The sequence below is a fragment of the Mycoplasma sp. 4013 genome (assembly GCF_054353875.1).
Genome location: NZ_JBTHHK010000008.1, coordinates 1 through 20,747, shown reverse-complemented (window position 1 = coordinate 20,747; position 20,747 = coordinate 1). Strand labels below are relative to the sequence as shown.

Annotated in this window: 17 protein-coding genes; 12 read left to right on the top strand and 5 right to left on the bottom strand. The window is 27.5% G+C overall.

All coding sequences use genetic code 4. From position 1 onward, the window contains the following. The first annotated feature begins 109 nt into the window (after positions 1–109). From secG to ACXYRO_RS02955, 12 genes are all read left to right on the top strand, one after another. Entirely contained in the window at positions 110–343 is a 234-nt protein-coding gene (gene secG, locus ACXYRO_RS03010; RefSeq protein ID WP_458614272.1) for a preprotein translocase subunit SecG, read from the top strand. Positions 344–346: 3 nt separating this feature from the next. Then, positions 347–2,527 (top strand): ribonuclease R, encoded by a 2,181-nt coding sequence (rnr, locus tag ACXYRO_RS03005; protein WP_458614271.1) that lies wholly within the window; start codon positions 347–349, stop codon positions 2,525–2,527. Then, positions 2,508–3,308 carry a tRNA1(Val) (adenine(37)-N6)-methyltransferase gene (locus ACXYRO_RS03000; RefSeq protein ID WP_458614270.1) on the top strand — a complete coding sequence of 267 codons (801 nt, stop codon included), beginning with the start codon at positions 2,508–2,510 and terminating at the stop codon, positions 3,306–3,308. The genes rnr and ACXYRO_RS03000 overlap by 20 nt, the downstream gene beginning before the upstream one ends. A 1-nt stretch (position 3,309) precedes the next feature. After that, positions 3,310–4,860, top strand: coding sequence for a methionine--tRNA ligase (gene metG, locus ACXYRO_RS02995; protein WP_458614269.1), 1,551 nt, complete (start codon positions 3,310–3,312; stop codon positions 4,858–4,860). Further along, complete coding sequence (locus tag ACXYRO_RS02990) at positions 4,861–5,145, top strand: antibiotic biosynthesis monooxygenase (RefSeq protein WP_458597377.1); 285 nt, start codon at positions 4,861–4,863, stop codon at positions 5,143–5,145. It begins immediately after the preceding gene. A gap of 192 nt (positions 5,146–5,337) precedes the next feature. Next, positions 5,338–7,884 (top strand): P68 family surface lipoprotein, encoded by a 2,547-nt coding sequence (locus ACXYRO_RS02985; RefSeq protein WP_458614268.1) that lies wholly within the window; start codon positions 5,338–5,340, stop codon positions 7,882–7,884. A gap of 51 nt (positions 7,885–7,935) precedes the next feature. After that, positions 7,936–9,309, top strand: a complete 1,374-nt coding sequence (locus ACXYRO_RS02980; protein ID WP_458614267.1) for a thermonuclease family protein — start codon at positions 7,936–7,938, stop codon at positions 9,307–9,309. A 12-nt stretch (positions 9,310–9,321) separates the two neighbouring features. Further along, positions 9,322–11,406 (top strand): ATP-binding cassette domain-containing protein, encoded by a 2,085-nt coding sequence (locus tag ACXYRO_RS02975; RefSeq protein ID WP_458614266.1) that lies wholly within the window; start codon positions 9,322–9,324, stop codon positions 11,404–11,406. Next, on the top strand, positions 11,387–12,424 hold the full coding sequence (locus ACXYRO_RS02970; protein ID WP_435130539.1) for a carbohydrate ABC transporter permease: 1,038 nt from the start codon (positions 11,387–11,389) through the stop codon (positions 12,422–12,424). Before ACXYRO_RS02975 ends, ACXYRO_RS02970 begins: the two co-directional genes overlap by 20 nt. Further along, entirely contained in the window at positions 12,381–13,409 is a 1,029-nt protein-coding gene (locus tag ACXYRO_RS02965; RefSeq protein WP_458614265.1) for a carbohydrate ABC transporter permease, read from the top strand. Before ACXYRO_RS02970 ends, ACXYRO_RS02965 begins: the two co-directional genes overlap by 44 nt. Positions 13,410–13,411: 2 nt before the next feature. After that, positions 13,412–13,687: a hypothetical protein gene (locus tag ACXYRO_RS02960; protein WP_458614264.1), complete on the top strand. Its 276-nt coding sequence runs from the start codon at positions 13,412–13,414 to the stop codon at positions 13,685–13,687. Between the two features lies 1 nt (position 13,688). Further along, positions 13,689–15,614, top strand: a complete 1,926-nt coding sequence (locus ACXYRO_RS02955; RefSeq protein WP_458614263.1) for a hypothetical protein — start codon at positions 13,689–13,691, stop codon at positions 15,612–15,614. A gap of 135 nt (positions 15,615–15,749) precedes the next feature. On the opposite strand, the gene ACXYRO_RS02950 is transcribed toward ACXYRO_RS02955, so the two are convergent. From ACXYRO_RS02950 to ACXYRO_RS02930, 5 genes are all read right to left on the bottom strand, one after another. Then, positions 15,750–17,291, bottom strand: a complete 1,542-nt coding sequence (locus tag ACXYRO_RS02950) for an Mbov_0400 family ICE element protein (RefSeq protein ID WP_458614262.1) — start codon at positions 17,289–17,291, stop codon at positions 15,750–15,752. Between the two features lie 12 nt (positions 17,292–17,303). Further along, positions 17,304–17,759 (bottom strand): hypothetical protein, encoded by a 456-nt coding sequence (locus ACXYRO_RS02945; protein ID WP_458614261.1) that lies wholly within the window; start codon positions 17,757–17,759, stop codon positions 17,304–17,306. A gap of 303 nt (positions 17,760–18,062) precedes the next feature. Then, a complete protein-coding gene (locus tag ACXYRO_RS02940; protein WP_458614260.1) occupies positions 18,063–18,560 on the bottom strand; it encodes a hypothetical protein in 498 nt (165 codons plus the stop codon). After that, positions 18,561–19,904: an Eco57I restriction-modification methylase domain-containing protein gene (locus ACXYRO_RS02935; RefSeq protein ID WP_458614259.1), complete on the bottom strand. Its 1,344-nt coding sequence runs from the start codon at positions 19,902–19,904 to the stop codon at positions 18,561–18,563. Next, a complete protein-coding gene (locus ACXYRO_RS02930; protein ID WP_458614288.1) occupies positions 19,885–20,679 on the bottom strand; it encodes a DNA cytosine methyltransferase in 795 nt (264 codons plus the stop codon). The genes ACXYRO_RS02935 and ACXYRO_RS02930 overlap by 20 nt, the downstream gene beginning before the upstream one ends. Between the last annotated feature and the right edge of the window lie 68 nt (positions 20,680–20,747).

The window sequence follows — 20,747 nt, the reverse complement described above, 5'->3', positions numbered from 1 at the left end:
GCATATGATGAGTTGTAAAACAAAATTAATAAATTATGATATTTATAATCAAAATATTAAGAAAAAAATAGAATAATATATAATAATAAAACTTATAAGTAAGGAAATTATGATAGCATTAACAGTAATTTTAATTATTATATCTTTTGTAATCTTAATTGTCTCCTTTTTAATGTCACCTGATTCAAATGGTTTTTCAGGTGCATTAGTTGGTTCTGGAGACCTTGATTTATTTAAAATTTCAAAAGAAAGGGGAGTTAAAAAAACCTTAAAATATACTATGATTGTATTAGGAATTTTATTATTTGTAATTGCAATTTTATTAAGGGTTTTTGTTCGTTAAATTATGAATAAAGAAGAAGTTTTAAAATACATCCAGTCTGTTAAATCAAGAAGTTTTTTAGATATAGCAAGACGTTTTCGGATTCTGCCTAAAAACAATCGTGAACTAACAAGTTTATTATCTTTATTACAACGAGAATATAAGTTATTTAAAAATGTTAACGATGAATATTATGCACCAGTTTTAGTTGATAAAATTGAAGGTATTTTAAATGTCAATGCTAAAGGTCAATTTGGTTTTGTTGACTATAACATTGATGAAATAAATAAAACTAAGGATCGTGTTTTTATTAAAAACTTTAATTTCAATGGAGCAATGAATAACGACAAGGTTTTTGTGTATGTTTATTCAAACCCGTATGAAGATAAAAACCAATTGAACTCTGGTGTAGTTGTAAAAGTTTTAGAACGTGGTAACAAAGAAGTCATTGGTTTTATAAAACATAAAAATTATTCAACTTATTTTATCCCTGTTGAAACTCGGATGAAAAATGTAACTTGAAATATTATCGAATCAAATGTTGAAACAAAATTTAATGATTTAGTAGTTGCAAAAATTATTAAATATGATGGAAAAACCGTTTCAATTAAAATTATTAAAGTAATTAGCAATGAAGCTGACCCGATGGTGTATGTTAAATCATACCTCGAGCATATTAAAGCCCCTTCAAATTTCCCAGATGCAATGACTTCAGAAGTTGCAAACATCCCACAAATAATAGACAATGAAGATTTAAAAAATCGTGTTGATTTAACTGATAAAATGATTGTTACCATCGATGGTGATGATACCAAAGACTTCGATGATTCAATTTATGTTAAAAAATTAGATAATGGAAATTACTTTTTAGGTGTATATATTGCAGATGTTTCCTATTATGTTAAATCTGGTAGCGCAATTGATCATGAAGCACTAAAACGTGGGACTAGTATTTATCTACCGGATCGTGTTATACCGATGCTTCCTATTGAATTATCAAACGGAATTTGTTCTCTTAATCCAAATGTTCGACGTTTTGTTATGGGTTGTGAAATGGAAATTGATAAGGATGGGAATAACGTTTCAACAAAAATTATTCAAGGAATCATAGAAAGCAAGTTTCGCTTAACCTATAAACAAGTTGATAAGTATTACCAAAGTGGTTTAATTAATGAAGAATGCGATCCAAAGCAAGTATCACAACTAAAACAGATGTTAAATGATGCAAAGGAACTGAGTTTAATTTTACATGAATATAAAATTAAACAAGGTTATGTTGACTTTGAACTTCCCGAACCGAAAATTAAACTTAACGATGATGGAACTGTTAAAGAAGTTTTAATCAATGATCGTGGTTTTTCTGAGGTGCTAATTGAAGACTTTATGGTTAGAGCCAACGAAACAGTTGCTAAATTCTTATTTGATCATAAATTACCTGTTTTATACCGTGTTCATGAGGCTCCCGATGCTGAAAAATTAACATTATTATCAAACTCATTGAACGCAATTAATATAAGCAGTGAAGCAATCAATTCAAATACTAGTATTAAACCAAATAAATTTGCTGATTTTGTAAATCATGTAAAGCAAATGCGCAATGATGATTTTATTAAATTACTATTTTTACGTACAATGCAAAAGGCAGTTTATTCACCAGACAACATCGGACATTTCGGACTAGCATCAAAGTTCTATTGTCATTTCACCAGTCCAATTCGTCGTTACCCAGATTTAGTAATCCATCGCATCATTCGTGACTTTATTATCAATAAAAATAAAAAGAATCTTGCTGAATATAAACATCAAATCAGTATATTCGGCGATCTAAATACTCGTTCTGAACAAAAGGCAGTTCAAATCGAACGCAGTGTTAATGATTTAAAATTTGCAGAATTTTTAAAAAACAAAGTTGGACAAACTTTTAAAGTCCAAATTGTTAGTGTTCTTAATTTTGGTTTCTTTGTGGAATTTGACTTTATGGCATCTGGTTTAGTTCACAAAACTACATTAATCGATGATATTTATGAACCTAACGAAAACCTTACTAAATTAATTTCAAAAAAACGCACCTTTGCTATTGGTGATTATGTCGATATTGTTGTTTTAGATGTCGATTTAGTTGAAGGTAAAATAGATTGCTGCCTTGCTGATTTATATACTGAATATGTTAAGAAAAAATTCCATCATGAACGAATTAGAAAATAAATTACCAAAACAAAACTGAATCAAAAACTCTTTAGGTTTTGATAGTGATTTATATGTTTATCAAGACAAAACGATGTTTAATTACTCAGTTGATACAATTTTACTGGGTAATTTTGTGTTTTTATCAAATCATTTTACAAATGCTCTAGAAATTGGAACTAATAATGCTGCCTTATCAATTTTTATCGCAGCACGCAGTGAAAAACTATATATTGATGCAATTGAAATACAGCAACAAGCAATACAGCTAGCAAAATTTAATGTAACTTTGAACAAACTTGATAAACAAATAAATGTGATTAATGCTGATTTTAATTTATACTGAAAGCAATTTAATCAACAAAATCAAAAAAAATATCAAATAATTTTTTGCAACCCACCTTTTTATCGTTTTGATGCATCCAAAATTAGGCAAGATATATCAAAAGCAAAATTGATTGCAACCCACGAAATTACACTTAATTTAGATGAATTAATCTTAGGTTGCTCAAAAATAATAGAACAAAAAGGATTTTTATCACTAGTTTTACCAGTAGAACGTTGCATCGATGCATTTGAATTATTGCGTAAATACAATTTCGAACCTAAACGCATTCAATTTGTGCATCCGAGGTTGCAAGATAAAGCAAAATTTGTTTTAATTGAAGCGCGATATCAAGCCGGCTGAGGTTCACACTTTTTACCTAATTTATATCTTCACGATGCAAAAGATTTAAATAATCATGATTATCTACCACAAATAAAACAACTGTATAAACCTATAAAATTAAATAAGGAATAAGATGAAAAAAACTTTTTATATTACTACTCCTATTTATTATGCAAGCGGAAACTTACACATTGGACATTTATTTACTACCACACTTGCTTGAGCGATTACAAATTATAAAAAAAGTCAAGGTTATGATGTCAAAATGCTCACTGGTTCTGATGAACACGGACAAAAAATACAACAAATTGCACAGCAACATAATTTAGCACCCCAGCAATTTGTGGATCAAGTTGTAAGTAAATTTAAAAATATGTGAGAAGTTTTTGATATTAATTATGATTATTTTTCAAGAACCACATCTACAAAACATAAACAAATAGTTAAAGATATTTTTAGTTATTTTTTAAAGCAAGGATATATTTATAAAGGTAAATATCAAGGATGATATTCAATTTCAGATGAAGAGTTTTTAACCGAAGCACAAGCAATTAAAAAAGATGGAAAACTTTATCATCCAGCTTCAGGACATGTACTTACAAAAGTAAGTGAAGATAGTTACTTTTTTAAAATGAAACTATTTGAAAATTGACTCAAAGAATATATTAATAATAATCCAGACCTTTTATTCCCTAAAAAAACAGAACATGAGATGTTAGTTAACTTTATTAACAAAGGTTTAGAAGATTTATCAGTAACAAGAACTAATATTAACTGAGGGATTAAAATCAACGAAGATACTAATCATACTTTATATGTATGATTAGATGCTTTATGTAATTACATTAGTGCATTAGATTTTGATATAAATGATATTGATAAACCAGGTGATTTTAATAAATATTGAAACAACGAAAACTCTGAAGTTGTACATATTTTAGGTAAAGAAATTTCGCGTTTTCATATGATTTATTGACCTATCTTTTTGAAAGCATTAAACATCAAACAACCAAATCGCATCCAGGCACACGGTTGAATTGTTACATCACAAGGAAAGATGTCTAAATCAAAAGGCAATGTAATAGATCCCTTTGATTTAGTCTCTAAATACCATCCTGAAATGATTAAATATTTCTTTATTTCACAATTTGCCTTAGGTGAAGATTTAATCTTTGATGAAGATCGTTTTATTGATGTTATTAATTCACAATTAATAAATAATTATGGTAATTTAGTATCACGCACCTTAAAGATGATTTCAAATAGTTTTAACAGACCTTTAAAAACAAATGAATATTTAAACGAAGACTTACAAATGCTTGAACAAATTAAAGAATCAAAAGAAAGTTTTTGTTATGAATTTGATCGCTATCAAATCCATAAAGCATTTGCAATTGCAACAAATTTATCAGATAATTTAAACAAATATATTGATGTAACTAAACCTTGAACACTGACAAATGATTTAATCAGATTGGAAGATATTTTATTAGTATTATTAAATGGAATTTATGCTGTTTCAACATATTTATCTATTTTACTACCTAAAAAAGTTGCAGAAGTTGCAGAAGCTTTATGCATATCTGGTTTTGATTTTCAACAAATAATTAATTTTCATAAATTTGATAACATCATCCCTAAATCACATTTTATTTTATTTAATCGCATCAAAAAAGGAAACTAAATGATTTACACAAAAGCTACACAATATATAATTAATCCTGAAAAAATGAAGGGTTTTATTGATTATTTATATGTTTTTACACAAAAAACACGTATGCAAGAAACTAATTTATCTTTTGAATACGGAATACAAGCAGATGATAAAATTTTAGTAATTGAACGTTGAAGCAATTTTAACGAATTTGATAAATTCATTAAAAATCCTGAGTTTGCTAAAGAACTACAAACTTTATCAAAGATGTCCAAGGCTGTTAATGTTATTTATCAATTGTCAATAAATCGTTAGAACCATATTGGTTCTTTTTGTTACTTATGAAAAAAATATGAAATGAATTTTCACTTCTTAGCAAAAGATTATTAAATAACCTTATAAAATAAGCATATTAAAACTTACTATAGAAAATAATATATAATTTATACAGAAATAAAATTTCTGCTCTATATAACATAAATAAATAATTTAGGAGATATACATAATATGTCAAAGAAGTTAAAAAAATATTTACTAACCTTATCAGGTTTAGTGGGTAGCACCACAGTAGCACTTGCTGCTGCATGTGGAGGTGGTAAATCTTCAAGTGGTGAAGGAAATAATACTGGTGGAGGTAGTGCGACTACACCAGGAAATCCAGGTAACCCAGGTTCATTAGTTATCAAAAGCGACTTAGAAACTGCGACACAAGAAGATCGGATTCAAAATGCTCAAAATGATAAAAACAATAGAAGTCATGGTCAAAAAGAAAAGAAAGATTCCAACGGGAATAGATATATTAAATTAGGAATTACCTTTTCTCAAAGTGGTGTTCAAGGTAATACAATTAGAGCTATTGTTGATGTATATAATGATTTAGTTAGCAAATATCAAAAATTCGTAAATGATAATAAAAACGCAACCGACGAACAAAAAGAAGCAAAACTAAATGAATTAGGAATCTCTGCTGCTGCTGAAATAGTTAAGGTAGATAACTATGGAAACAGTTATCCAGACGGGGTGCAAAATGTTGGAAAACAAATTGCAGCTATACACGGATTAAAAAAAGAAGAACAACAAGATTATTATAATTTATTAATCGGTTATCCTGTAATTGCTTCAGTTTTAAACAGCAATGGAGAAAATTTATTATTAAATTTCAATTCACAAGATAAATCTTTAAATACTGATTTAGATGATTTTGCTAAAAGTTTCGTTAATGCAAACTATACAACTGAAAATATTACCAAACCAGGAACATACATTCTTCCATTATTCAAAAGTTCAAATGTTTTATCAATTAATGCACCTGTTTTAGGATACTTTTTAGATGAAATGAAAGCTAAGGGTGTAAAAATTAGTGATGAATTCAATGACATTATTGATAAATCATATGCTGATCGCAATAGCGTTACAGCAATTTGAGGAGCTCCTGTTGCCAATGTACAAGATATCCTGAAAAATGCAGGATATTTAGATCCAAATAAAACTATAACTAAGGATTATTTATTCGGAACATACACAGGAATTATTAATTTCTCAAAAACTATGCAAAGTTTATTTACAAACTCAGCAAAGACAAATGATACATCATTACATGTTTTCGGAATCGATGATATGGTTGGAGTTTATGATTCAGCATTATTTTCTAGCTTAGGTGCTGATTACTCAAAAATGATTTCAACAGCGATTCGTCAAAATGATAAAACCGTAATTCAATATAACGCTTTAAAAAGCAAAGGTAGTGATGCATATACTGTATCACAACAAATTTGAGATAAATTTACTGAGGGATTTAAAACCAAAGCAATTTATGGTTTTCCGGGCGGACAATATTCATCAACTGATCAAATTAAACATAAAATTGCCTTTTCAATCGGTTCAACTGCAGGATATTCAAAAAATTATAAAGATATTAAAAATGATGGTGCAACTGAAATTGATGATAAAAGTGGTAACTTCTCATTTGAACCATCAAAATCTAACACCTTTACTTTTATCCAAAATCCTACATTCAAGAAAAATAGAGATGGAAGTACATCTGCAATTGAAGAATTATATAATAAATACAAATCAAATATTCTAGCTGTTTATGGTGGTTTTAAAAATTTTGTATGATCTTCTATACCAAAAGATGATAAAGGTAATGATATTTCAATCGGAAAATATGATTTACTTCCTGCTGATGATGCAAATAAAACTAAAATTGAAAATCTTAAAACAAGTGGTAAAAACTTAGGTTATATTGTTTCATTAAAAGATAATCCAAAAAATACTAATTTTATCCAAAAAGCTAAAGATATGTTAAAAGATAAAACAGATTCTAAAGTTGAAATTATTGATATGAAGAATTCATCAGGTGATTCATTTGCGTTCGTAATATTAAAAGATGTTCTAAAAATGGATACAAAAGAATATGAAGATTATGAAAAAAATATTGATGATACAGACAATAAATTTACTAATGCTTTAAATGAAGTTGGATTGCACAAACGTAAATTAAATGCTACTGATGTTCTTTCCGAAGATGAATTATTTGCTCTACCAACACCTAAAAAATGATCTGCAAAGTCAACCGATAAAAATGTTTTATACCTTCAAGGACCTTCATTGATGGGTGTTAAATCAAATGATATTGATGAAGATGCAACTCGTGCTTTTGTAAAATGATTGATTACTACTACAAAAACCTTTGACTTTAAAGTTGATAAAAATACTATTACAAACACACCTTTAAGAACCTTAGAACAAGGAATGTCTTATATTTCAGGAACAAATGACTTAGTTAATTTAGATCCTGATAAATTTGCTAAAACTAAGAGTGGTACAAATAAATATCTTCAAGTTGTGTTAGCGGAAGCAAAAGAAGCAATTAATAAACCAGATGAAATCCATACATTTGAAGAACCTGCCGGAACATTCTCTGATACATTTAGAGAACAAATCAAAAATGCATGAAAACAAACCATTGATCAATACAATTTCAATAATCCAAATCAAGAAAAATTCAATTTCACCAAATTTATTGATGCTATCACAATCGGAGTAAGTTAATATTATAAATATAATTTGCTTAGGCAAATTATATTTTAATGAAAGGAAAATATGTCTAAGTTTACTAAATTAATAAAAGTGATTGCTTTACCAACTTTATCAGCAAGTAGTTTAGTTGCTGCAGTAGCTTGTTCTAAATATGATCCAGCTAATGACGAAAAACTCCCTATACTTGAATATAAAGTTGATGCTTCTGTTTCAAAATATCCACTTATTTTTACAGAAGATAAAAAAGACTATCATTATAACATCACAACCACACCAGAAGTTCTAAACAATACATTAAAAAGAACTTCATTTTATAATGATATTGATAAGATAAAAGAAAAAATTGCATCATCAATACAAAATCAATTTAAACAACAAATCCATTTGACTTTTTTACAACCACAAAAAGCTGTATTAAGAATCGATGATGCTAAGAGTAGTTATCCAAAACTAGTTCGTATGAAGTTTTTTGATAAATATGTTGTATTTAAGTTTTTATATGCTAGTGTATCACTTAATTTAGATGACAAACTGAAAGAACCTGGACAAAATAATCCTCTATCGCAATGAGATTCTAAAAGCATAAAAGACAAAATAACCTTAGGATATCAAATGTTTTATCAAAATCATCCTGTTGATTGAGTATCTGTAGTTAATATTGAAAAACCATTTAGTTTTGATGTCCCTATTAAGGATATGAAAGTTGATACAGATGAAAAAAACTTTGTCCCATTAGGAATAAATTTTAATCAAGAACGCTTTAAAAATAAAATATTACGTGCTAAACTTGTTTCCGATTCAGATGGTGATACATTTACCATTGAGCCACTAGAAACTAAAACAATAGGTAATGCTGAATTTAAAATAGGCGAGCAATATAAAATAAGATTACGTGGAATTGATACTCCTGAAAAAGGAATAGGTGGTGGAAGAAATTATAAAACTGCAAGTCCTTTTGAATCACATTTTGCTTATAAGTCAACTGAATTTGCTGAGAAAATTTTCAATAAATATAAAGATGATGTTTTAGTTGCTTTTCCAAGCGGAAAAGATACATATGGCAGAAATGTAGCAGATATTATCTTTGGTAGCGATGATTCAAATCAATCTACAAATGATTACAGTAAATATAAATATAGTTATGGTGTTGAAATCATTCGTGCCGGTTTAACCCTTCCACTTTCAGAAGCGGCTTGAAATGTTGATTTTAAACAAGCAAAAACGGATGACTTTATATATAACATTTATCCTAAGATGGCACAAGCAGCTGACCAAGCTGTAACAGAACAAAATGGATTCTTTAAATATTTTGACACCCCTGATCAAGTTTCATTATATGTATATTTAAGCAAACGACCTAATTCATATGCTCCATTTTATTCAAGTGAACCTGGTGATGCATCTAATAAAGTTAAAACATATACTAATCAAAAATAACGAAAGGAATTTATGTTATTACTGAAGAAGTTAATTCACAAATTTAAAACTCAGTCTATTAATATCACCGATTCAGATTTAATCAAAATTCAGAAATACCGAGATGAATTTCAAGAAAAAAACCTCGATTCAGTTCCTGCAATTGAATTGAAAAACTTAAATATCGACTTTGGTGAAACCTTAGCTGTTGATAATGTTAGTTTTAAAATCCCAGATGGTAAATTAGTGACTTTATTAGGTCCATCTGGTTCTGGGAAAACTACTACATTAAACGCTATTGCTGGTTTATTAACAGTAACATCAGGAAAAATTTTATTTAAAGGAAAAGATGTTACCGATTTTACTCCACAACGTCGCAAAATCGGATTTGTCTTTCAAAACTATGCTTTATATCCACATTTAAGTGTTTATGCTAACATTGCTTTTCCATTAAAAAATGATTATGATTGACAGTTTCGTACAATGTTAAAAAAGCAACAAGCACAAAATGAAATTAGAATTTTATATCTAAATGCGCTTGGTGCAAGTAAAAATGAAACAAATTCATTAAGACAAGCTTTTGATGACTGATTACTTTTATCTTATAATTTACAGCACAAATTCAACGAAGCATATGCTCGTATGATTGAAAATCTTGAAAAAGCTCATACTGATTATAAACTTGCTGTTTCACATGAGACATCTGAAATTTCACTTTTAACTAAGAATGTCTTGAAAACTAATAAACATGTTGATCTTGATACTAAAACCAAAAAACAAGAAATTAAAGACAAATACCTATCTCAAAAAAGTAACAACTTATTAGAAGACCTTAAAAAAGCAGAAATTTTATCTAATATGGATCTTAAACTGCTACATTTTATACCACTAAAACCCGACGACATCCCTGCTCATTTAGAATTACTACAGCAAGCAGTTGCAAATTTAGTTTCTGAAAACCTTGACCATCTAGAATTAAATGAGCGATTAAAAATTGTTTCAGTAGAAAAAAAATTGTTGCATTTAATCACTCGCTATAAATATATTTTAAAACGTAAAGAAATATATGCTAAATATGCCGAAGAAAAAGCAAGAACCAAAGAAATTTATTTAGCTGCAAAAAGAGAATATAAGTTAGCAAAATCCGAAGATCTTAGTTTTAAACAACTTAAAGATGATAGTGAGAGATTACCATATGTTGCTCAAAAACACTTCATTAACCAAGTTAAAGAGTTAAGTAAAAGATATGATTTAGACAATAAAATAAAACAAGAACATAAGAAAATTATTCCCCACATTCTAAACGAAAGCGATCGTCAAAAAGTAAAAGAATGAACAAAATATGTAATCCCACTACGTAAAGCAATTCATAATGAAGTTATGGAAGTAGCAAAACGTGTTGAAATAGTTCCTATTTTACAAAAAAAGCCGACTCGTTTATCTGGTGGTCAACAACAACGGGTTTCAATTGCCCGTGCAATTGTTAAAAAACCTGAAATATTATTAATGGATGAACCTCTTTCTAACCTTGATGCAAAACTGCGGATTTCAACCCGTCAGTGAATTCGGGAAATTCAACAATCGCTCGGAATTACTACTGTATTTGTTACCCATGATCAAGAAGAAGCAATGTCAATTTCGGATATTATCGTTTGTATGTCAACTGCAAGAGTGCAACAATTTGGAACACCAATGCAGTTATATAATAAACCTAAAAACCAATTTGTTGCTCGTTTTTTAGGGATGCCGGAAATGGGATTATTCCCTTCAGAATATAAGGATGATAAAGTATATGTTGCTGGTAAGTTACTTGAAAATGTACTTATAAAAAATGCATCAAATCCGAGCTTAAACATCGGGGTTCGTTCAGAAGACTTTATTATTAAAAACAACGAAGAAGCGATGTTTAAAGGTAAAGTTATCGTGCAAGAGAACTTCGGAAAAGAAAGTAAATTAATAGTTGAAGTTAATAACATCGGAAGAATTAACTTTTTATTAGATAATGATTTAGAATATCGAATCGGGGATAATATTTATTTTGATTTACCTATTTCAAAATTGCATATCTTTGATGCAGTTTCCGAAGAAAGATTAGAATATGAAATATCTAATTCGTAAGTTGCACTCTTTTATCTCGATTCATATGGGGTTTTTACTTAATTGGTCACTAAAAAAACAATCACAAAAGAAAGTTGTTTTATCACATTCAATTTTAGAACGTCGTACCCCTTTATATATCCCATTACTTTTACTACTCCCTGGATTTTTACTCATTTTAATGTTTACATTAGTTCCGATGGGAATTAATATTTATCAATCTTTTACAACCGAAAGCGGTGAAGGAACATGAAAGAATTATGAATATGTGTTTAAAGATGCGCGTTTTGCTACTGGGGTAAGAAACTCATTTATATATGGTTTAGTCGTGCTACCATTTGTGATGTCCTTTTCACTAATTATTTCTTCAATCATTGCAAAACTACATCGTAAATATGCACGTGGAATATGACAAACTGTATTCTTTATGCCATATATCACTAATGCTGTTGCAGTATCATTGGTATTTATCCAATTCTTTGCTCCAGCAGGGATATTAAATAAAATTACCGGTTCCACTCGTGCATGATTAAACACATCCGATCCATATACATTCAATGCATTGATTGCAATGTTTATTAACGGGATTTGAGGTGGATTAGCATTTAACATCCTTATTTTCACAACTGCTATGCTTGGAGTAGATAAAAATCTTTATAAATCAGCTTCTATCGATGGATGTGGTGGGATCAAACAATTCTTTAGCATTACTTTACCATCAATTAAAGGGACTATTAACTTTATAATCACCTTAGGTATCATCGGAGGTTTAAAAGTCTTTCCGCTTGCTTTATTCAATAATAACCCAACCGATGCCTTTTCATACGGTGGTGGAACCTTAATGTTATATGTATATTTAATGACTAAAAGTGCACAATTTCATAATGCAGGTGCTGCAGCTATCTTGTTATTTATCATTGGTGTAAGTTTTTCATCTATTATTCGTGGAGGATTTTTTATGGTGCAATTATCATTAAATAATTTAGGAGAAAGAAATGTTTGAGTTAAAGTTAAAAATTCAACAACTTCTAATACATAGAAAAATCCGTCGCAACCAAGAAAGAGTTACCACCCAAGTAATCGACAGCAATCCTGCATCAGCTATTCTTTCATCGGTTTTAAAGTTATTAGTGTTATGTTTTTTTGGTGTTCTAATATTATTCCCATTTTTCTTTATGATTTCAATTTCATTAATGACCGATGATGAAGTAGCAAACCTAAGTACTAATTTTCGATTTGTTTCTGATTTTGCCGAAGGAAATACATATTATCAAGGGACCAAAGGTATAGGTGATACTGTTGCTTGGTCAAAAGTTGTTGCAAATACCTACCATCGTGCATTAGCAACTGGTTATTGAAATTCATTAGGTTTTACTGCATTAAATGTTATTATATCGGTTGTTTTAAAAGTATTTATTACCTTTTTAATGGGTTATGCTTTTGCTCTTAAAAAGTGACGTGGAAAAGGTTTGGTTTGATTCTTAGCACTTGCTTTATTAGTGCTACCTGAAGTTGCCTTATTATCTGGACAATATATCGTGGTATTTCGTACTAATATGCGTGCTAATCATACTGGTTTATTATTTGCCATTGCTCTTCCGTTTGTATCTAGCATCTTTAATACTGTTATGTATAAAAACTCATTTGAAGCAATTCCGGGACGCATTAAAGAAGTATCATTAATTGATGGAGCAGGTGGGATAAAATATATGTTTAAAATTGCCTTTCCGATGGTAATGCCTACTACTTTAACTATTGTTATCTTAACCGCTCTTGCTTCTTGAAATGCTTACTTGTGACCATCAATTTTAGTTTCAGATCGTAATTCATTGCAACTGCTATCAGTTTGATTATTTAATGCTGGTATGGACTTTAGCGATGATAACAGTGCTGGTGTTCCGCTCCAAAATATTAAAATGGCAGCTGCTATCTTTGTAATCTTGCCAATGTTTATTATTTATTTATTACTTAGAAAAAGAATTATGAATGCAATCAGCAGACAAGGTTCAACTATTAAAGGATAAAAATGAGAACATATAAACGCAGAATTATTATTTGAACAATTATTACTGCATTGGCCTTGATAGCAATCATCGGATTATCAATTTTTATCCACCAATTAGGTTATACCATTGAATTAAACAAAAAAGTCGAACTAGATCGGAGCATCATAGATGCATTTCAGTTTTCTAAAGCATATTCTATAGGAGGTTTAGCATTTTCTTGTGTGGTATTTATCATCGGTGTAATTATTTCATATGCTGGTTTTAAATCTTGAAAATACTCAGAAATGTTTAGTTAATATGAACAAAAAAATTAAATATCTCCTTTTTACAACCTTATCTTCGAGTGTCGTTCCTTTAACAGCCGTGTCCTGTTTATACCAAGGTGATAAAACAATTCAGTATGCTAAGGATTGAGTCCAACAAAACGGATTTAATATCAAACAAAGAGTTGCTGACAAAAAAATTCCTGCATTAGTAAAATTTGAAAATAATTTATATACAGCAAACTGACTAGCATATACATATTCAGATGTAGACATCAGATATCAAAATTTAAATGTCTCTATTAATAACTCGTTTTTAAAAACAAGCCTACCAACAATTATTACAACAGCAGGTAAAGGTGTTGCATTTAACCAAGATAATATCAACTTTTTAGCAAATAGTATTCTTTTGATGCAATACAACTTTGATCAATATAATAAAAAACATAAATACCAGCGACAAGGACAAGACTTAATTAATTCAAATATCATTTTGTTAAATGATATTCACACAAAACAAAAACAAATCTTAGAGAAACTAGATGCATATCATAAAATCAACGGAAAACGTTCTGTTGCACAAATATTAGTCCACAAATATGGAACAAATGAAGCAGGGGATGATATCGATTTAGAAAAACAAATTTTAACTTTATATCAATCATTAAGCAAAATTGAATATTATCAAATTGATGATTTTAATAAAGTTATTACCGAAGATAAAGTTAAAAGCATTGTATATAACTTCATCAAAGATACTCCATTAGCAGTTGGGATAAATTATGTCGATTATGCTAACAAGGAACAACTAGAAGCATTTAAACCAGTGAATAAACTTTTAACTTATAATAGTGCTGACATTTCATTTAAAATTGATTTTGCAAATAACATCCGAGGAAACACCATTGATACTAATTTAGTTAATTTAACTCTACAAAAAAATAAGATTCTTGATTCAAAAATTGATTATACTAAAATAGATGCAAAAAATACTTTAAAAAACATTTGAAATGTGTTTTATAAATTATATCCTAATTATCGCATTGAAACTGATGAATCACTTCCTGCAAACTTGGAAGATGAAATTCACGGAATTACTCGTGGATTTGGTCCTACTTACTTAATTTTTGGAATTTCACCATCTGCAACATCTGATACAAAAGAAAATAAAAACGATGAATATAAAGTCTTTACTGAAAAACTCAGTGAAGCAGAACAAAGTGAATTTTTATCAAAACCAAAAGAATTTATCCAAAATCACATTGATATGCTTTATTATAAAACTTATCATTCATACATTAATACCTTACCCGAAACTCTTGAAACAATTAAAAAAACGCAAGAGAATATTGAAAAACTACAACAAGAAATCAAACAACTTCAAAATGATAATGACACAAAGAAGTTGGATGAAAAAATTTCTGCATTAAAAGCAGCAGAATCGTTTGTGAAAAATACCAATAAAAATGTTGATGTTTATAAAATCGTTATAGATTATTTTGAAAAAACTCTGCCGACTGTTAAAAAAGCATCTGAAGCATTGCGAAATCCTGATCTTAATGCTACTACAAAGGCACAAGCGACAAAAACTATTAATGACTTTTTAAACTTTGAAGTTGTTAAATTTGATTTGGATAATATTTACAAACTAATCGATAAAAGTTTTGCAGAATCTAAAACATCACAATATTCATTAGCTGATTTATTCGCTAAACTCTTATTTTTAAATAAAATATATAAAACTCAATCTGTTTTAGGATATAAAATAAATACAGATTCTAAGAAACTTACATACTGAGTAGAATTTTATAATCAAGAAGATAAAAAATGATATTTATTCGATGTATATGGATACTATAAAGCCATCAAAAAAGATAAAAACTCAAATATTGATACATTTATCTTTGATAAATTAGAAAATCATTTTGAAAAACTACCAAATTCTAATTCAGAGTTATAAAAGTTGTCTATACACTTTGTGTAGACAACTTTTTATACCCACAAAATAGTGCCTATAAGGTCATATAATATTCTTTATGATTAGTGACTTCATTTTATTTGACAGTATGCATTTATCTGATATAACATATCACACTTACATCGCCTTCTCTTTTGCATCTGATTTTTCATCACTATATAACTCTTTTAATTCATTAAATTGATTGAAAACATTTTTATATGTATAATAAAAGTATTGACTATATATACCGATTTCTTTTAAATCTAAATTCATTTGATATACATTTTCTTCTAGTAAATGATATCTTATCTCTTGCATCTGATTGACTGATAATTTTGGGTCCAAATATGAATATACATTGATATCTACTTGTAAACCTAGTTTGATTTGTTCTTGTTGCTGCTCATTAAATAAATGTAACTGTGAATTTATTTCATCTACTTTAGCGACCTTATGTTTGATGTTTACAATTTCTCTGTGACTACTGCTCTCAGATGTAATGTGTTTTCGTTTGTGAACTTCATCCAAAATCGCATCAAAATATGGTATATTCAACTCGTTCATATATTCACTATCTAGTCCTTTTTCTTTTACATCATCGCTAATAACTTTCTTTTTATCTTCGAGTAATGTATTTCTAATTTGTTGCATTTGATAATATGATAATTTTGAATCTAGGTATAATTTCACATCCAACGATAACTCTAGTCTTTTTCTTATCTCTTGCATTTGTTTTCAATCGTATTTTGGATCTATATATAAATATACCTTATCTAATATATAATCTTTTTGTAAACCAAGTCTTATCTGTTGCATTTGAAAACCATTAAAAATATTTTTTGTATATTTTTTAACGTCTAAATTTGCTTTTAAACCTAAATATATTTGTTCAAGTTGGCTTGAATAATATTTATTAAAATCAAATTTATTATCTGTAATAAAACTTGAAAATTCACTTGAAATCTTATTTTTATATTCATTAAAAAAATTAATTTCATTATGAATATCAGTTAATTCTAAATCACAACCTTTTGATAGTTCCTTAAGTTCAAACAGAATATCATAATTGTTGTTACGATAATTTATAATTTCATTATATAACTCTTGTTTTTGTATAATTTGTTCAACTGAAATATTACTTTTTGATTTATATACATTTAATTCCATATCAAGAAAATTTTGATGGCTATAAAGTGTTCTTGATTTAACTTCTTCATCATAAAAATATATCTGACTTATCAAAACAAACGGAGGATTATTTTTTAAATTACGATATAACTGTGAATAAATTTCATCAATATCATCTATATTAAAATATTCAGTATCTAAAAATAAGACAGAATCCTTTTCAAAAACCTTGTATAAATCTTCCTTTGCAATATTTAATTTATAAATTTGTGTTGTATCTATATAACTGTCATTATATAGCAATCCATTGCCTGACTTTTTAATTAAAACTTCATATTCATACGGTTTTCTTTGGATTTGTTTTTTATTATATGCACTTCTAGATTTAAGATAGTAAAATGAACCTGTTAGATCGCTGTAAAAGAAAATAACAGGATGTATTCCATAATCTTCTTCAAACCTATCAAATGTAATAGGTTTTTTCGGTAGTATTGGTTTCATATTATATCCGTTTGTTAATTTGTATTCAAAATTTTGTTTTTGTGTCATATTTTCCTTAATTTAATTAAATATCCTTTGTTTATTTATCCTAATTTCTTCCTTATATTGATTATCATTTCCAAATTGTGAATATATTAAATCAATTTTTTCTATAATTATGAAAAAATCTTTGTTTTCTATATCATCGAACTCTTCTGTATTTAACCCGCATCTCAATACATTAATAAATTTACTAAATGAATAGTTTTCATTTCCAGATTCGATATCACTTTTAATTGTAAATGTCTTAGCGACTAATGCTAAATATTGAAAATTTACATCAATATAATGTGTGCTATTATTCGGATGTGCCGTTAAGAAATGTTGATTTGGTGTTAGTGCAATTAAATTTTCTAAATAATCTGCTATTTGTGGAAATTTAGACTGTGGAAAGATATGATGCACTTGTGTTGCATCGTTATTATCCGTTAATCCTATAATTTCACTTTTATTGTTATTATATTTTTGATTCAACATTTTTATTGCTTTTTTTGCTTTATCGATTAAGTATTTTCGATATGTTGTCTCATTAATTTTTCTTATTTATAACTTGTACATAGTCATTTCTAGACATATTTTTAGGTTTTAGATCTCTAAAATTTGTTTTATTGTATGTTAAATCATCTAATGTAATAATATTTTTAGACAAATAACCTTTTTTAGTTCCTAAGGATTTATTTACAAATGAAAGTGGATTTATAATTTTAGTAAAAATTCTATAAATTTCTAATGTCCCCTTAATTTTTGTATTTTGTTTATAAAAATTTGTTAAATGTTCATTTAATATTTAAAGGTATAAGCATTGGTGTTGTTTAAAAAATTCACAAAATAATGATATATATCAGTATCTTTTAAAACCTTTTTGATATACTCACATAAAAAGTTTAGAGCATTCATTGGTCTTAATGCAATATATTCTAAAATTTCTTTATTAGTTACCTTAAAGTGTCTTACATTATTTACTTTGTTTTGTTTTAAAACTCCTGCATATACAAGTAAATTAATAGGTTGTCCAAAATATTTATCGTATTCTCTTGATGATTTATTCGATGGATTTGGTTTGGTAAATAGATTTGAAACATTTATAACTGTATATTCATTAAATCAAATGTCTTTTACTTTAAATGTATCCATTTTATTATTGATATATTCTAAAATACAATCAGAAACTATTGACAAAACATCATATGTACACTTTTGATCAATTCATCTAGAATTTTTTGAAATTCTTAAATCATAATTCTTATCATCGAAGAAATCGCTTAATAATTTATACATCTAATTCAACTCCTTGTTCTTCCCGAATCAAAAAACACTTGAAGAATCAATGTTTATTGAACGAGTTTGATAATTTCGTGCAATATGATAGAACTTTCTAAACTCATCAGTCGAAATATATTCTTTTTGTTTGTCATTTAACTTTAAATTATTCTTAGGTATTAATATTGCTACTGATCCGTTTGTTAGATAACCTTTTGGTTTTGATATTAGCCTAGGTTTATAAGTCATATTAGGTGTTAAATAAGCATTTTCATAATCAAGATATTTATAGACATCTAATTTTTTTGTAACAACATCCAGGATGTAAGAATCATAATTTTCTATTTCGCTGATACTTTTTCCACTATCATCGATGTTTTTAGACTTCAAGACTCTTATTGTATTTTGTTTGTTATTAATGAGTATTGAATTAGTAATTTGACGGTCTCTAAATACCTTAAAAATATCAAATTCCATTTTTTTATACACAAAATCAAAAAATTCATCACGATAAATAACTCAGTATGGCAATTCCTTAGAGAAAATATAGTCCCTGAATTGATAATTTTCTTGTTTTTTGGGTAATGATTTAATATAAATTCTATCTATAATACATTTTGAAATTGTTATATTAATAGTTTCGATTAAAATATCATCAAATCCTTTTTCGCCAAAATCTATAATTGATGAAATATTAAAATTAACTAATAAGTTACGTGTTTCTTGATATTCTGGTGTATTTAATAAATTTTTTGGCATTATCAGTGAAATGTTCTCGGCTTCTAATAAAGATTTTTCTAAAAATAATCCTGCTAAATTTTTTAAATTTTCTGAATATTGATGTAAATTTTGATATTCAACTTTTTTAATTTTATTTATTTTGGTAAACGGTGGATTTCCAATAAATAAATCAAATTTTTTATTTAATTTTAACATTAAATAATCATCATTTACATATTTAATCTTAAAATTTTCAGGTATATTGTTTTCATAAAGAATCTTTAAAAGTTCTAATGATTCATTATTTATATCAATAATTGTTAAATTCACAATATTATTTTGATATTTTCTAAATAAAATAGGTAAAAAATTACCTGAACCCACTGCAGGTTCTAAAATATTAATTTCTTTCTTTGTAAATTCGGGTAATTGTGAATATATTTGCCCTAAAATTATTTGTGGTGTATAAAATGCTGCATAATGATTACGCTTACTATTAGATAATTCAATTATTCTAGATAAACTATTGAAATCATATTTTTGTTTGTTATCTTTAATAAATTTAATTAAATTCTGATGGTTTATTAACTCGTTTTCTTCTATAATTTGTTTTATTTGTTGTTTATTTAAACTTTTCTTCATCAAAAAACTCTTTCTTAATATTCTTAGCAATTTGTTCAAAGATTACAGTAGGAACTGATTCACCGATACAATGTCTTATATTCATTTCATTCTTTTTTGAAAAAGCAACTTTTTCATCATAAGATAACTTATTCAACTGTGACAGAGGGATATTAGTTCATTTAAAATCATTTGGTATTGTCATCATTTTCATTAACTCTCTAATAGAAAATACTCTATTTTGATTCGGATGAATTGTATTTTGACTTGCTAGTTGATCGTTTCTAGTATGAATACATGGAGCAACCTTATCAAAACTTTGTCTTTTATACTTATCACCATTTTTATTTTTATTTATTATTATTTTACCATTAATAATTTTATGTGGCTTATTTATATCTTCTAAATTATCAAATGCTGATTGTCCTGATTTGATATTTTGTATCCATGATTGCATATGGTGTTTATAAGTTCGGAAGCTATGAAAAAAATCATCGTCATCATATTCGCCTCATTTTAAGGTTTTCATATCACCAATAACTTGATAAAGTGTTTTTTCGTCCTGATATTTAGGAAAAAGTTTCTCGACATCAATTTTATCAGCTAATTTCTTGTGAACACCAATGACTAAGGTTCTTGTTCTCGATGAGTTGCTACCATAATTTTTGAAATTTATAATTTTATGTTGATATTCATAATCTTTACCTAAACTTTCTTTAATAACTTCTGATATTGTAACGATATTTTTGTTATATAAACAACCTGTCTTTCAAAAGGAAGCAACGTTTTCAAAAATAAAAAAATTTGTTTAAAGTAGGACAAAAAGATTAACAATTAATTCTGTTAATCTTTTTGTTTTATTAA